The sequence below is a fragment of the Saccharothrix violaceirubra genome (assembly GCF_014203755.1).
GTDB lineage: Bacteria > Actinomycetota > Actinomycetes > Mycobacteriales > Pseudonocardiaceae > Actinosynnema > Actinosynnema violaceirubrum.
Map to the genome: position 1 here is coordinate 257,204 of NZ_JACHJS010000001.1, position 15,368 is coordinate 272,571.

The window sequence follows — 15,368 nt, forward strand, 5'->3', positions numbered from 1 at the left end:
GACCGGGCGGCCCCGCCATCCACGTGGATGGCGGGGCCGCTCGTCGTCAGGGGTCGAGCGTCCAGGATTCGAGGGTGCCCGCGTCCTGGGCGACGTGGTCGACGACGCGTAACCGCCACGTGCCGGTGGCGTTCTCCGTGGAGACGTCGACGCGGTAGAGGTCGTCCACGTCGTCGCGGGCGTCCGTGCCGGCCGGGGCCTTCAGCAGGCGGGTCGTGCCGCTCGGGGTGACCAGCGTGATCGACAGGTCGCCGCGGTAGGGGTGCCGGATCCTGACCCTGATCGTGGTGCGGGGGCTTGCCTTGCCCGTGCAGGTCGTGGTGATCGTGCCGGTCGCCGTGCCGGGGTCGGGGATCGGGTGCGCGGTGGTGTCCGCGACGGGTTGGCAGCCGGACGGGTCGGGATCCGGTGCGGCGGTCACGCGCAGCAGGCGGTTGGGCGAGCCCGTGCCCGCGTCGGCGACCCGGTTCGGCGACGACGCGGCGACGAGGGCGTCGCGGACCTCCTGCGGGCGGGCCGTCGGATCGCCGGACAGGTAGAGCGCGGCGGCCCCGACCACGTGCGGGGTGGCCATCGACGTGCCGTTGAGGACGTGGGCCTCGGTGTTGGAGCCGCCGATCCACGCCGACGTGATGGCACTGCCCGGCGCGAACACGTCCAGGCACGTGCCGACGTTGGAGTAGGACGCGCGGGTGTCGTCCTTCGTGGTGGCGCCGACCGTGATCGCCTCCTGGGTGCGGGCGGGCGACCGGGTGCAGGCGTCGGAGCCGTTGTCGTTGCCCGCCGCGACGCCGTAGGTGATGCCCGAGGCGATGGAGGCGCGCACGGCCCGGTCGAGCGTCTCGTCGGCCCGGCCGCCGAGGCTCATGTTGGCGACGGCGGGTTTGACGGCGTTGCCCGTGACCCAGTCGATGCCCGCCATGACGCCGGCGAGCGTGCCTTCGCCTTCGCAGTCAAGGACGCGCACGGCGACCAGGTGGACCTTCTTGGCGACGCCGTACTCCTTGCCGCCCAGGGTGCCCGCGACGTGCGTGCCGTGGCCGTCGCAGTCGGTGGCGTCGTTGTCGTCGTCGACCATGTCGTAGCCGTGGGCGGCCCGGCCGCCGAAGTCGGCGTGGTCGACCTGGATGCCCGTGTCGATCACGTAGGCGGTGACCCCTTCACCGCCGTTGGGGTAGGTGTAGGAGCCGTCGAGCGGGGGCGCGGGTTGGTCGATGCGGTCCAGGCCCCAGGAGGGGACGGGGGACTGGGTGTCCTGTTTGGTGAGGACGACGTCTTGGCGGATGTAGGCGACTTCGGGGTCCTGGGCCAGTTTCCGGGCTTGGTCCTGGGACAGGTGTGCGGAAAAGCCTTTCAGCGCGTGGGTGTAGGTGTGGTCGGGTTTCGCTTCGTGCTTCCGGGTGATCGCGTCGGGGTCGGCGTCGTCGGTGAGGACCACGACGTAGTCGTCCGTCGGGTCGGCTTGAACGGGGGACGCGATGGCCAGGGCCAGGGCCGCGGTGGTCCACAAGGCGTTCTTCATGGTGCCGTCCTTCCTGGGTACCGGTCTCGTCCTAGCCGGCCTTCCCGGTCGGGCGCAACGGCTTCTCCCGGTAGCAGCCGGACGGCCGCACCCCTTCGCCGCTTTCGCGAGTCATCCGTTCGGACACCGCGAAATACGCACTCGGGCACCTTCTTTCGTGTGGGTTTCGGGGGAGGGGGTGGAGTTGTCCACAGGCTGGGGCTTGTGTCCGCTCTCATCCGGGTGATGCCGGTAGAATGGGTGCGGGGCGCTCCCCCTGAGGAGGGTGGGGGCATGTACACCTGAGGCTGTTCGCGGAAATGCGAAATTTGGGCCGGTGGTTGGTGGGGTGTTTTGGGTGTTCTGGCTTTCGGGTGTCGTCGTTGGGCGTTGACGGAAGCGTTCAAGAGCGTCGCTCGCCGCTCGGGCCGACCACCGGAAAGGGGCTGTCGTATCCCTCCCCGCATGGCCTGCCAGAGGCGACCACACGCGTCAAGGGCCCCAGATTTCGCGTCGTGTGCTTGTTTGCGTTGTTCTGGGGCCCTTGACCCGTGCAGTAGGGCTGCGCCCAGGTGCCGGCGGGGTGTGCGCGTGTCTTGGTGGTCGGCGGTCAGTCGCCGCGGCGGACGGCGCCCAGGATCTGCTTTTCGCCTGGGGTTGTCACCAGGCGTAGTGGTTGCCAGAGGTTTACGCCGAAGGCGATCACCTGGTCGTCCTTCAGCGTGGTCAGCTGGTGCACCAAGGGGGGCGGTAGGCGCCAGATCTGTGCTGCCAGCTGCGCTTGGCCGATGGGTAGGCGTTGGATCAGCACGAGGTCTGCCGACGTCAACGTCGACGACGCCTGGGGGTGCAAGTAGGGCAGGACGTACATGGTCGTCTGCCACGGTGCGCGTGGCGGGAAGAGTTCCTGGGGGACGTGGCCGCCGTCGTGGACCACCAGCAGTGGGCTGTCCTCGGACGGGCGGGGGAGTTCCACCGGATTGAGCAGGCGCAGTTGCACGGCGGGGGACGGGCGGCCGTCCGGCGTGGTTCCCGCTGCCCTGACGACGGGTTGCCAGACCTGGGCCCGGCCCGTCGCGATGGTCACCCACGCGCCGGTCGCCATGGCGCGCAACGTGATCTGGCGGGCCAGGTACAGCCCGCCCACCACGACCATGCGGGTCGGGGTCGAGCGCAGGACCGACACGGTCAGGGGTTCGCCCTTGGCGCCTGAACCCAGGACCATGCCGCCGCGGTCGCCGGGTGGGCTCACGACGTCGAGCAGTTTCGGGTCGACCAGGAATTCCGGGGCCACGCCGCGGTCCTGGCCACGCGTGTCCAGCAGCCGGCTGTTGCTCACGCGACGCCTCCCAGCGGCAGTGTCGAGGCCAGACCCGAGACCTGGAGTCCGTTCAACGGGGTCAGCTTGATGTCGAGCTTGCCCGCCAACGCCTTCAGGCGGTCGTCCGCCTTGTCCAGTTCGCTCGGCGTGCGGGCGCTCACCCGCACGATGCCGCGCAGGCCCACCTTGCCCTGCTCGCTGCTCGGCGAGATCGACATCGTCAGCGTCGACGACAGCGCGCGCACGCCGGTCAACGCGTTGAGGTTGTTGCGCATGCCCTTCGCGGGCCAGCCGGTGATCGCGTAGCTGGCGTGGCCGACGCCACCCGCCGTCACGCCCGACCACTTCTCGCGCAGCGACACCGATTTGTCCGAACCGGCCACGGAGTTCAGTTCCGCCGCCGAGATGCCCGCGCGCAGCAGCTCGTCCGAGTCCAACGGGCGGATCGTGACGCCGGTCGACTCCAGTGCGTTGCGGATGCGCGACAACGCGCCGATCAGCGCGCGGTGTGCGCCCACGACGCCGCCGCCGCGCTCGCGAATGGCCGCCGCACAACGCTTCGGGTCCAGGCGGACCGCGATCCAGGTCGTGCGCCGGGCCGCCGCGGGCAGCGGGCCGAGGACTTCGAGGTACGAGTGCAGCGCCGGGGAGTTCACCGGCAGCAGCGCCGAACCCGGATAGCAGTGCCAGATCACCGAGATCGCGTCCAGCACCACGCCCCGGTCCTCGAGGCACGGTGCGAGCGCGCCCAACGGCAGCGCGGGCGCGCTGCCCACGGCCGTGATCAGACCGGGCGCCGGGTCGACCAGCAGCACGGCGGTCCACGCGCCCTGGTGCCAGGCCATGCCCAGCGGACGGCGCTCGTGGTCGACGCCCTTGGCCACCACCAGGTCCGGCACGGCCAGCCGCAGCAGGGCCACGCGCGGGTCGTCCGGTCCGATGACCGACGTCTCCTCTTCGGACGGTGCCTTCTGTTCGACCGGGCCGTCACGCCGGACCGTGCGGCCGTGGCCGCGGAAGGTGTAGCGGGTCACGAGACCGATCCACTGGGTCAGCCAACGGCCGCGCGACCGCGTGAACGCCAGGATCAGTGCCACCAGGACGATGCCGCCCGCCGTGTACAGCAGGGCGGGCGCGATGCGGTCACCGGTCGTGCCGACGGCGAGCAGGATCAGGCCGATGGCGACGCCGACCTCGAGGACGACCAGGTTGGCGACCGGGAGCGAGCCCAGACTGGCACCGGCCGTGCGCCGGCGGGCCCGCAGCACGGCGGCGCGCACGGCACCGCCCGCGGCCTGTGCACGGGCGGCAGGGTTGGGCGTTCCCGGATGTGGGGTGGACACGGACATCCGCTCTGGTTCTCTTTCCCGTCGGCGTTCGCCGGGCGGGTCCGATCGGGTCTGACCAACCCGCACACGGACCACCCGCCGTCCGGCTATCGTGCAGACCGTACCGCGACTGGGAGAGCAGCGAGCCGAGAATGGCATCAACACCCACCACGAAGTCACAGGTCCAGGCGTACCGCTTCGTGTTGCGCCGGATGCAGTCCGCGTTGGTGCGCCGGGACGCCGTCATGCTCCACGACCCGATGCGCACGCACTCGCGCGCGACGGCGGTCGGCGTGATCCTCGGCGTCATCGGTCTGATCGGTTTCCTGGTGTTCGGGTTCTTCTCCCCCGACCCCAGGCTCGACGACGAGACCCAGATCGCGATCAGCAAGGAGACCGGGCAGGTGTACGTGGTTCGCAAGAACCCGACCCAGCTCATCCCCATGACCAACCTGGCCTCGGCCCGGTTGCTGCTGCTCGCCCAGGCCAACCCGGACAAGGCGCAGGCCGCCGGTGGCGGTGACGCGCCCGCCGGCCAGTTGGGCGCCGCGCCCGGCGTCCAGGGCGGCGACCCGAAGCTGGTCAGCGAGAAGGCGTTGGCGAAGCTGCCCAAGGGCCGGCTCACCGGCATCCCGGACGGGCCGGACATGCTGCCGACCAAGGTCGAGGACCGCATCGGCGCCGAGTGGTCGGTGTGCGACACGCTCGACCTCGACGAGTCGCTCAACGACCAGGCCACCGGCAAGTTCCAGACGACCGTGTTCGCGGGCGTCGGCGCGGGCGGTTCCCCGTTGGACGGCAACAAGGCGTTGCTGGTGCGGGCGAACACCGACGACAAGCAGGCGTACCTGATCTACAAGGCGCCGGTGGACTCGAAGATCACGTCGACGTCGACCGTGCGGGCCAAGGTGGACCTGAGCAAGAACGAGGTCGTGACCGCGCTGAACCTGCGGGGCAAGAAGGTCCGCGCGATCAGCTCCGGCGTGCTCAACGCCATTCCCGAGGCCAGGCCGCTGGTCGCGCCGACCATCGACGGGCGCGGTGCGGCGGCGACGTACATCACCGGCGTGAACCTCAAGGTCGGCGACGTGATCGAGGTCGCGCGCACCGGTTCCGACTCGGTGTTCTACGTGGTGCTCAAGGACGGTCTCCAGGAGATCAGCCGGGCGTCGGGCGACCTCATCCGCGCCGCCTACGCCCAGGGCGCCGAGCCCAAGAAGGTCGACATCGCGCGCATCCCGGACAAGAAGCCGGCCGAACGCCTCGACCTGCTCGACTACCCGAGCGAGGTGCCCGACGTGCTCGACCCGAACCAGAACAACCGGGTCGTGTGCCTGGGCTGGCGGGCCGAGAACCCCCAGGCGGACAACCGCTCGCAGCACACGCAGGTCACCATCGCGCCGTCGCTGCCGATGCCGTCCGGTGCGATGGCCGTCGACGTCAACCAGGTCGGCGCGACCGGCGAGGTCGTCGGCCAGTTCGTGATGGCGCCGGGCAAGGCCGCGGTCGTGCGGTCGTCGACGTCCACCCAGGACTTCCGCTCCGGCCCGATCCACCTGATCACCGGACGCGGCGTGAAGTACGGCGTCCCGGACACGCTGACGGCGGGTGCCCTGGGTCTGGGCACCGAGTTCGTGCCCGGACCCGAGTCGATCCTGCGGCTGCTGCCCAACGGCCCGCAGCTCAACCGCAACGACGCGTCCCGCAGCTGGGACTCGATCCCGGTGCCCAAGAACGCGGGTCTGTTGCCCGAGCAGCAGCAGGCCAAGCAAGGCGGCTGAGCAGGCGCGGGCGAGCAAGGCGGCCGAGCGGGGCGACCGGGCAGGTTGCCGAGCCGGTCCGCTGAGCGGGATGGGGCGCCGGTCGGTCAGGTGGGCGGCTGAGCCGGGTCGGCGGAACCGTGCCGGTTCCGCTCGCGTCGGTCCGGGTCAGGGAGGTTTCGGTGGACGGACGGATTTCGGTCGACGCGCGGTGGCTCGAGCTGTACGCCGAGCGCGTCGACGAGGCGGCGGCCGGGTTGTCCGAGGCGCGGGCCCGGCTGCGGGTCGCGCCGCCCCGGTCGCGGAGCTTCGGCGAGTTGGGGCGGACCGTGCGGTCGTCGGACGCCTACCGGCGTGCGGCCGAGCTGCTCGACGGTCAACTGGACCGGGCGTGTGAGGTGCTGACGTCGGCCGCACGCGGCCTGCACGCCGTGGCCGACCACTACGGCAGCCAGGACGACGACGCGGTCGCCGCGATCAAGCGCGCCGGTCAGGGGCGGTGACCGTGCGGCAGGGCAAGGACGGGCGGCAGCTCGCCGCCGAGATCGGCCCGGAACTGGACTACCTCTCGGGGATCAGCCGCAGGCTGGGTGTGCGCGACCTCGTCGCCGACTACTTCACGCCGGTCGTCGGGCAGTGGAACGACCTGCACGAGGAAGCCGAGCGGTGGCGTGCGGCCGGGTTGGCGGCCGAGCACGTCACGCGCGACCTGACCGGGCCGCTGGGCCGGTTGGACTCGGCGTGGCAGGGGCGTGACGCGGACTCGTTCGTCGAGCACATGCGGACCGTGGGGTTGGCCGGTCACGACCTGTCCGACGCGATGCACGCCATGGCCGACGCGTTGGACGAGACCGCCGAGGGCATCCGGGGCATCGTCGAGGACATGTCGCGGCTGTTCGCGGACGCGGCGGACGTGGTGTCGACGGCGGCGTCCCTGCCCCTGGACGGGGATCGGCGCGTGATCGAGGTCCTGGACGACCTGCACGACCCGGCCCGTGAGCTGCACGAGTCGGTGCGCGACGTGCTGGAGGCGTTCGCCCGGCTGTGCGATGGCATGTCCGGCGAGTCGGGGTTCGCCGAGGTCCGCATGTCCCACCACTACCCGGAGAAGGACTGGGCGCCGGTGCTGCCCGCGAAGCCGGAGTCGGGTGGGACGGCTGTGGCAGGTGAGGCGAAGGCGGCGGCGACCGCCGCGGCGGGTGCCCTGTCGGGGTCGGTCGGTGGTTCGTCGGCCACGGTGGGCGGCGGTGTTCCCGGAGGTGCTGTGGGTGGTGGTGTGGCCTCGTCGGCGGACGCTCCTCAGCCGTTGGAGCAGGGTGGTGCCACGGCCGTGGCCGAACCCCGTCCCGAGCAGCCGCGGCCGGCCGTGGCCGCCGCCGGTGCGCCGGCCCCGACCACGGCCGCGACGGGCGGCATGGGCATGGGCATGGGCGGCGGCATGATAGGTGCCGGCGCCGGCGGTCAGCAGGGCGGGGACAAGGAACACAAGTCCAAGTACGCCCTCTCCGGCACCTCCGAGGCCCTGCTGGGCAAGCCGAAGAAGACGGCCCCGCCGGTCCTGGGCGACGACTGACCCGCGAGTTATACGTTCGGACACCACGAGTTATACGTTCGGACACCGCGAAATGTGCGTTCAGGCGCTGCGAGTTGTGCGTTCGGGTAGCGGAAGTCCTGCGGTCGGACACTGTGGAAAAGCGTTCGGGCACCTGCGTCGCAGGTGCCCGAACGTGGTCGTTCCCGATCCGGGGATCTAGGGCGACGCGCGGCGCGGGGTGGCGGCGCGGTTGCGGTTGCGGTTCACGGTGTGGACGACGAACAGGGTCAGCAGCAGCAGTCCCACGCCGGCGCCCGTACCGGCCAGCGCCACGATCATGGGCGTACGGTTCGGCGGGTCGAGCGGGTCCAGGTTGGTGATCATCTGGTCCGGGTCGGCCGGCTTGGCGTCGGTGCGCTCCATCGGCAGCTCGGCCGTCAGGGCGGCCACCGGGTTGACCATGCCGGCACCGATCTTGTGGTCGCGTCCGCCCGGGTTGCCGGGGTGCTGGGCCGTCGCCTTGATCCGGTCCATCACCTGGTGCGCGGTCAACTTCGGGAAACGCTCACGGACCAGCGCGGCGACACCGGCGACGTAAGGCGACGCGAAGCTCGTGCCCTGGATGCGGATCAACGCGCCGCGCTCGTCCACGTTCGCGTTGGTCAGCCCCGCACCGGCCGGGTCCAGCGTGGTGATCTCCTCGCCGGGCGCGGCGACGCTGACCCACGGGCCCCACACGGTGAACGACGACGGCTGGCCTTCGCGGTTCATCGACGCCACGGACAGCACGTCATTGGCGTACCACGGCGGCGACGCCACCACGTTGACGACGCTCGAGTCCTGGTTGTCGTTCTGGATGTTGCAGCTGGGGTCGTTGGAGTTGTAGTTGCCCGCCGCCGTGACGATGACGACGTCCTTCACGTTCACCGCGTAGTCGATCGCGGCCTGGAGCTGGCGCTCCTGCGTGCTCGGTTCGCGCGGCTTCTCGCACGCGGTCAGCGAGATGTTGATGACGCCGACACCCGCCTCGGCGGCCATCACGATCGCCTGGGCCAGCGTCTGCACGCGGCCCGCCGACGGGCGGCTGTTCGCCTTGTTCGCCTTGTCCTCGTACGTGTAGTACGAGCTGGTCTGCCGGAACGACAGCACCTTCACGTCCGGTGCCGCGCCGACGAAGCCCGTGTCCTCGTCCCGCGACGCCGCCGCCACGCCCGCGACCTCGGTGCCGTGGCCGTCGCAGTCGACGGTGCCGCCCTCGTTGGCCACGTAGTCGCCGCCGCCGGTGACCCGGCCCGCGAGCCGGGGGTGGGACGCGTTCACGCCGGTGTCGATGATCGCCAGCGTCACGCCCTTGCCGGTCGCGAAGCGGTGCGCCTCCTCCAGCCGCAGCTGCATCTGCCCCCACGGCTTCTGGGGCAGCGGCCGGTCCTTGGTGTCCGACGTGATGCAGGTCTTCTTCTTCTCGTACGGGACGTCCGGCGCGGGCTTGGCGGCCGGGGGCCGCAGGCCCGGTTCGAGCTTGGGCGGCACCGAGTTCACGCCGGGACGCGTGGTCGTGGTCGGCTGCGCCTGTGCGAGCGGCGTCGTCACCAGGGTCAACGCGACCGCGGCGGCGGCCGTCAGCTTCTTCGTCGTCCGGTGCACGGCGGCCTCAGGCGGGGATGAGCTGACGCATGGCCATGTACAGGTTCAGCACGGCGAGCGCGAGCGGCAGCACGGCGGCGATCAGGATCGCCTCCAGCACGTCGACCGTGCGGCGCAGCACCGGCGAGAACTTCTGGCCCGGCACGATCACGCCCAGCACCAGACCGACCGCGCCCACCACCAGCAACGAGCCGAACACGTACAGCAGCCGGTGGTCGGGCGTGGACTCCACGAGCCAGCCGATCAGCACGCCGGTGCCGGTCAGCATGCCGGACACCAGCAGCGCCACGGCCTGCGCGCCGTTGGCGTACGCCCGACCACGCAACATCAGCACCAGGGTCACGACGATGGCCAGCAGCGGGCCCCACATCGTGCCGTCGGTGGCCGCGATGATCGAGAACAGCGCGGCGACCGCGCCGCAGCCGATGATCATGCCGGTGAGGTACTCGTGCGCGTTGGCGGTGCGCCGTTCGATCACCGCGTACTCCGGGAAGCCGGTGTCCTCCTTGAGGTCCTCGGCACTGCCCGGCACGGTCGGCAGCGGCAGCTTCGCGAGCTGGATCGTCAGCCGCGGCAACATCGACAACGCGGCCAGCGACACGGCCGCGGTGCCCGCCGCGATGCCCTGGACCGTCTCGTCGACGAACAGTCCGACGAGGAACGCCAGGCCGCTGAGCGCGCCGGCGGTCGCGGCGGCGATGAAGACCGTGATCCCCTTGCCGATCAAGAGGATCGCGGCCGAGGAGACGATCAGCACGAGCACGCTGGCCAGCAGCAGGTTCGGCCGGTCGACCTGGCCGGGCACGGTGTAGAGGCCGGCGACGTAGGCCATGGGCAGCCCACCCGACGCGGCGATCAGCACGCCGGTGCCGGTCGCGTTGTAGGCCCGGGACACGACCGAACCGGCCGCGAGCGCCAGGACCGCGGCGACGCCCGCGCAGATCGCGGGCACCAGGCTGCCGCCGCCGGCCAGCGGCCCGGCCAGCAGCACCGCGATCGCGGACGTGATCAACGCCAGCGCGCCCGCGAGGTGGCCGTAGCGGCGCGCGGTCTCCTTCGTCCACGGGCGGAAGCTGTCCGGATCGGACTCGGCGATCGCGTCGACCACGTCGTCGTAGAGCGGGGGCGGGGGGTTCTCGTTGCGTTTGCGCAACTGGAGCAGCTCGCCGTCCACGACGCCGAGCGACGCCAGCGTCCGGCTCGGGTCGAGCGGGCTGTCGCCGAGCTTGGCCAGGGCCCAGCCGCCGTGCCGGACGCCACCGTCCGGAGTGGCCTCCTTGGCCATGTTCAGCAGCATGGGAAGCAGGTCCGCCACCGCCACGTCGGCGGGCAGCGCGACGTCGATACGCGTTCGCGGCGCAACCACCGTGACCCGGCTGAACACCGTCGTACCGGTCGCCACCAGCGCCCCCTAAGTCCTGATGAGTGTGTGCTGTGGACGGCGAAGACCCTATTGCTTGCTCACTGCCTGTCCACCGGGCCGCCCCAGTATGAACCGATCGGGGACCCGAACAGGTGCGTTCCGGGTAACACGTGCACCCCCGATTTTTCCGGACCCACCGTCGCACCGACGCCGGATGCGCCATAGTGTCGTTCGCGACCAGGCCGCGGCCGGGCGTTCGATCGACGAGTGTGAAGAGGTGCCAGTCAGGTGAGCACGTTGCAGTTCAAGCGGACGGCACGCCTCGCCGCCCCTCGTCCGCCGGGCGGCGAAGTCCACCTCGAACCCCCGCCCGAGGTACCCCGCGTCATCCCCGGCAACATCATGATGAAGGCGTTGCCGGCGGTCATGATCGTGTCATCCGTCGGGATGATGGTCTTGATGTTCAGCTACAGCAACAAGAACCCGGCCGCGATGATCATGCCCGGCATGATGATGATCTCGACCATCGGCATGATGGCCGGCGGCATGGGCGGTGGCAAAGGCCAGAAGAAGGCCGAGATGAACGAGGACCGCAAGGACTACCTGCGGTACCTCGGCCAGATGCGCGACCGTGCCCGCGAGTCCGCCGACGAGCAGCGCGCCGAACGCGAGTGGGTCCACCCCGACCCGCAGATGCTGTGGTCGCTGGCCACCACCCGGCGCATGTGGGAACGCCGCCAGAACGACCCCGACTTCTGCCACCTGCGCGCGGGCCGCGGCTCGCAGCGCCTGGCCACCCGGCTCGTGCCGCCGCAGACCGGACCGGTCGAGGAACTGGAGCCCATCGCGACGTTGGCGCTGCGCCGGTTCGTGCGCGCCCACTCGCTCGTGCCCGAACTCCCGATCTCCATCGCGCTGCGCGGGTTCGCCGCCGTCGGCCTGCTCGGCGAGATCGAGGAACGCCGCGGCCTCGCCCGCGCCCTCATCGCCCAGATGGCCACCTTCCACTCGCCCGACGACCTGCTCATCGCCGTGGTCTCCACCGGCCAGGCCAAGCAGCACTGGGAGTGGGCGAAGTGGCTGCCGCACGTGCAGCACCCGTCCATCGTCGACGGCATCGGCCAGCTCCGGATGATGGCCGGCTCCCTGGCCGAGGCCGAGCAGATGCTCGACGAGCAGCTCCGCGACCGCCAGCGGTTCACCCGCAACGCGCCGCCGCCGTCCGACCAGCCGCACGTCGTGATCGTGATCGACGACGGCGACGTCACCCGCGAGGAGCAGATCCTCCTGGAGGAGGGCCTGGTCGGCGTCACGCTGCTCGACCTGTCCGAATCCCTGGGCAACCTCACCGCCCGACGCGGCCTGCGCCTGGTGATCGAGGACGGCCGGCTCGGCGCGCGCAGCGCCGGCGGCGTCGAGTGGTTCGGCGCACCCGACTGGCTCAGCGTGGTCGAGGTCGAGGCGCTGGCCCGCCGGCTGTCGCCGTACCGGGTCGGCGGCGTCGACACGGGCGGCTCGGACGAGGACCCGCTGTCGTCCAACCCGGCCCTGCTGGAACTGCTCGGCATCCCCGGCGACCCGATGACGTTCGACATCCAGCAGGCGTGGCGGCCACGCCCGGTGCGCGACCGCTACCGCGTGCCGTTCGGCATCGGCGAGTTCGGCCAGCCGGTGGAACTGGACATCAAGGAAGCCGCGATGGAGGGCATGGGCCCGCACGGCCTGTGCGTCGGCGCCACCGGTTCCGGCAAGTCCGAGTTCCTGCGCACGCTCGTGCTCGGCCTGCTGGCCACGCACTCGTCGTCGTCGCTCAACATGATCCTCGTCGACTTCAAGGGTGGCGCGACGTTCCTCGGCCTGGACTCCGCGCCGCACGTCGCCGCCACGATCACCAACCTCGCCGGCGACCTGACGCTGGTCGACCGCATGAAGGACGCGATCGCGGGCGAGGTCGCCCGGCGCCAGGAGATCCTGGCCAAGGGCAACTACAAGAACGTCTGGGACTACGAGAAGGCCCGGGAGAACGGCGCCCCGATCGAACCCCTGCCGGCGTTGTTCATCTGCATCGACGAGTTCTCCGAGATGCTCACCGCCAAGCCCGACTTCATCGAGATCTTCCTCCAGATCGGCCGCGTCGGCCGGTCGCTCCAGATGCACATGCTGCTCGCCTCGCAGCGCCTGGAGGAGGGCAAGCTGCGCGGTCTGGACACGTACCTGTCGTACCGGATCGGTCTGAAGACGTTCTCCGCCGCCGAGTCGCGCGCGGCCATCGGCGTGCCCGACGCGTACGAACTGCCGCCCATCCCCGGCTCCGGCTACCTGGGCGTGCAGGGTTCGCCGCTGACCCGGTTCAAGGCGCTGTACGTGTCCGGTCCGTACCGGCCCGCCGGGTTGCAGCCCGCCGGTCCGTCGGTCGCGGTCGCGGGCAACAAGCTGCCCAAGTTCTTCGTGCCCGAGTACGTCGAGATCCCCAAGGAACCGGTCCGCCCGGCCGAGCCGGTCCAGCAGCAGAAGAAGAAAGAGGAGAGCCTCGAACCCTCCGAGCTGGAGGTGATCGTCAAGCGGCTGCGCGGCCAGGGGCCCGATCCGCACAAGGTGTGGCTCGACCCGCTGGACAAGCCGCCGTCGCTGGACGGCATGCTGCCGCCGTTGCAGGCCACCGACGACCGGGGCCTGACCGCGCCGGGCTTCTTCGCCAACGGCAAGCTCCAGGTGCAGATCGGCACCGTCGACAAGCCCTTCGAGCAGCGGCGTGACCCGCTGTGGGCGGACTTCTCCGGCGCGGCCGGCCATGGCGCGATCGTGGGTGGTCCGCAGTCGGGCAAGTCGATGGTGCTGCGCACGCTGGTCACGTCCATGGCGTTGACGCACACGCCCGAGGAAGTGCAGTTCTACTGCCTCGACCTCGGCGGCGGCACGCTCGCGTCGTTGGAGAACCTGCCGCACGTCGGCGGGTTCGCGTCGCGGCTCGACGTGGACAAGGCCCGCCGCATGGTGGCCGAGCTGTCCGGGTTGATCACCGAGCGCGAGCAGCGGTTCCGGGCGCAGGGCATCGACTCGATGGTCGAGTTCCGCAACCGCAAGCGGCGCGGCGAGATCCGTGACGACGACTTCGGCGACGCGTTCCTGCTGGTCGACGGCTGGATGAACTTCCGGCAGGAGTTCGAGGTGCTGGAGCCGCAGGTGCAGGCGCTGGCCGCGCAGGGTCTGTCGTACGGCGTGCACGTGGTCGTCACGGCCAACCGGTGGGCCGAGATCCGACCGGCGATGAAGGACCTGCTGGGCACCCGGTTCGAGCTGCGGCTGGGCGACCCGACCGAGTCCGACGTCGACCGCAAGGTGGCGGTGAACGTGCCGGCCGGGCGTCCCGGTCGCGGCCTGTCGCCGCAGAAGCTGCACTTCCTGACCGCGTTGCCGCGCATCGACGCGCAGGAGGACCCGGAGACCGTCGCCCAGGGCGTGCAGGACATGGTCGCCAAGGTGTCCGGTGCCTGGCGTGGCCGCCGTGCGCCGCAGGTCCGCCTGCTGCCCGACCTGCTGCCGCACGCCGACCTGATGAACCGCGTGCAGCAGACCGCGCCCAACCGGGGCCGGCTGGTGCCGATCGGCGTCAACGAGGACGAGTTGGCGCCGGTCTACCTGGACTTCGACGCCGACCCGCACTTCATGTGCCTGGCCGACGGCGAGAGCGGCAAGACGAACCTGCTGCGCACGATCGTGCGGGGCATCATGACGTCGTACACGTCCAGCGAGGCGTTGATCCTGCTGGTCGACTACCGGCGCACGATGCTCGGGTTCATCGACACCGACCACCTGCTGTCGTACGCGGTGTCGTCCGCGGTGCTGGCCGACAACGTCAAGGACGTGCGCACGTCCATGACCGGCCGGCTGCCCGGCCCGGACGTGACGCAGGAGCAGTTGAAGAACCGGTCCTGGTGGAAGGGGCCGGAGCTGTTCGTGATCGTGGACGACTACGACCTGGTGGCTCCGCAGGGCGGGGCGAACCCGTTGCAGCCGCTGGCCGAGTTCATCCCGCAGGCCAAGGACGTGGGGCTGCACATCATCACGGTGCGCCGCATGGGTGGCGCGTCGCGGGCGATGTACGACCCGATCCTGGGCAAGCTGAAGGAGATCTCGGCGCCGATCCTGGTGGGCTCGGGTTCGAAGGAGGAGGGCGCGATCGTGGGCAACCTGAAGCCGTCGCCCCAGCCTCCGGGCCGGGGCACGCTGGTGACCCGCAAGGCGGGCCAGCAGCGCGTCCAGATCGCCTGGATCCAACCCGACTAGCCGCCGCACTCCCGCTACCCGGACAAGGCCCCGCCCCCTCGGCGGGGCCTTTCCTTTCGCGATCCCACCCGCAAACGCGCGAGTTATGCGTTCGGACACCGTGAGTTGTGCATTGGGACACCATGAGTTGTGCGTTCGGACATCGCGAAATGTGCGTTCAGGCACCCGTGAGTCGACTACGAAGCGCCTACTGGCACCACACGTTGTGGATCAGGTGCTGTGGATGAGCCATGCGCTTGAGCGAGGCCAGGTACCCGAGAAACCGGAGAGACCCAAGGGTGAATGGCAAGGCGAATCCGCCGGCGAAGGGGAAGGCCACCCGAAAGAAGGTGTCCGAACGCGTAATTCACGGTGTCCGAACGGAAGACTCGCGGGGTAGGGCTCGCGGCCCGCGAGAGTCGGGAGAGGTCGTCCCGCGGGCCGCGTCACCCTCGGGGCGGGCAACGGTCGACCCCCGACGACCGCTGCGCCCGCCCCGGGACGGACGGCGGTACCCCCCTGGGTCCGTGATCGCCGTTCGTCCGGTGATTCGGGACCGACTCTGCCCGGCGGCTCTCACACTCGGCTCACGTCCGGTGTGGGTGCCGGTGGCGGAACCAAAGCTGGGGGTCTCCGGTTCCACCACCGACG

Annotated in this window: 9 protein-coding genes; 4 read left to right on the forward strand and 5 right to left on the reverse strand. The window is 70.7% G+C overall.

The window, feature by feature from the left end; translation table 11 throughout:
* Positions 1-46: 46 nt before the first annotated feature.
* From F4559_RS01390 to eccE, 3 genes are all read right to left on the reverse strand, one after another.
* Positions 47-1,522 (reverse strand): S8 family peptidase, encoded by a 1,476-nt coding sequence (locus F4559_RS01390; protein ID WP_184665771.1) that lies wholly within the window; start codon positions 1,520-1,522, stop codon positions 47-49.
* Positions 1,523-2,111: 589 nt separating this feature from the next.
* Positions 2,112-2,840, reverse strand: a complete 729-nt coding sequence (locus F4559_RS01395; RefSeq protein ID WP_184665772.1) for a hypothetical protein — start codon at positions 2,838-2,840, stop codon at positions 2,112-2,114.
* Positions 2,837-4,171, reverse strand: a complete 1,335-nt coding sequence (gene eccE, locus F4559_RS01400) for a type VII secretion protein EccE (protein ID WP_184665773.1) — start codon at positions 4,169-4,171, stop codon at positions 2,837-2,839. The genes F4559_RS01395 and eccE overlap by 4 nt, the downstream gene beginning before the upstream one ends.
* A 131-nt stretch (positions 4,172-4,302) precedes the next feature.
* On the opposite strand from eccE, the gene eccB reads away from it, so the two are divergent.
* The 3 genes from eccB (at position 4,303) to F4559_RS01415 (ending at position 7,483) form a co-directional block, all read left to right on the forward strand.
* Positions 4,303-5,931, forward strand: a complete 1,629-nt coding sequence (gene eccB, locus F4559_RS01405; protein WP_184665774.1) for a type VII secretion protein EccB — start codon at positions 4,303-4,305, stop codon at positions 5,929-5,931.
* Between the two features lie 161 nt (positions 5,932-6,092).
* Positions 6,093-6,413, forward strand: coding sequence for a hypothetical protein (locus F4559_RS01410; protein WP_184665775.1), 321 nt, complete (start codon positions 6,093-6,095; stop codon positions 6,411-6,413).
* On the forward strand, positions 6,410-7,483 hold the full coding sequence (locus F4559_RS01415; RefSeq protein ID WP_312865426.1) for a WXG100 family type VII secretion target: 1,074 nt from the start codon (positions 6,410-6,412) through the stop codon (positions 7,481-7,483). Before F4559_RS01410 ends, F4559_RS01415 begins: the two co-directional genes overlap by 4 nt.
* A 177-nt stretch (positions 7,484-7,660) precedes the next feature.
* Here the strand turns inward: F4559_RS01415 and mycP are convergent, their stop codons facing one another.
* Both mycP and eccD read right to left on the reverse strand, forming a co-directional pair.
* Positions 7,661-9,088, reverse strand: a complete 1,428-nt coding sequence (mycP, locus tag F4559_RS01420) for a type VII secretion-associated serine protease mycosin (protein WP_184665776.1) — start codon at positions 9,086-9,088, stop codon at positions 7,661-7,663.
* A gap of 7 nt (positions 9,089-9,095) precedes the next feature.
* Positions 9,096-10,490: a type VII secretion integral membrane protein EccD gene (eccD, locus tag F4559_RS01425; protein WP_184665777.1), complete on the reverse strand. Its 1,395-nt coding sequence runs from the start codon at positions 10,488-10,490 to the stop codon at positions 9,096-9,098.
* 249 nt (positions 10,491-10,739) lie between these two features.
* Here eccD and eccCa point away from each other — a divergent pair, with 249 nt between their 5' ends.
* Positions 10,740-14,738, forward strand: a complete 3,999-nt coding sequence (gene eccCa, locus F4559_RS01430; RefSeq protein WP_184665778.1) for a type VII secretion protein EccCa — start codon at positions 10,740-10,742, stop codon at positions 14,736-14,738.
* Positions 14,739-15,368: the final 630 nt, after the last annotated feature.

What these genes read in the sequence shown, in the direction of transcription:
- F4559_RS01390 (WP_184665771.1), bottom strand. Translation starts at nt 1,522, where the DNA reads ATGAAGAACGCCTTGTGGACCACCGCGGCCCTGGCCCTGGCCATCGCG.
- eccE (WP_184665773.1), bottom strand. Translation starts at nt 4,171, where the DNA reads ATGTCCGTGTCCACCCCACATCCGGGAACGCCCAACCCTGCCGCCCGT.
- eccB (WP_184665774.1), top strand. Translation starts at nt 4,303, where the DNA reads ATGGCATCAACACCCACCACGAAGTCACAGGTCCAGGCGTACCGCTTC.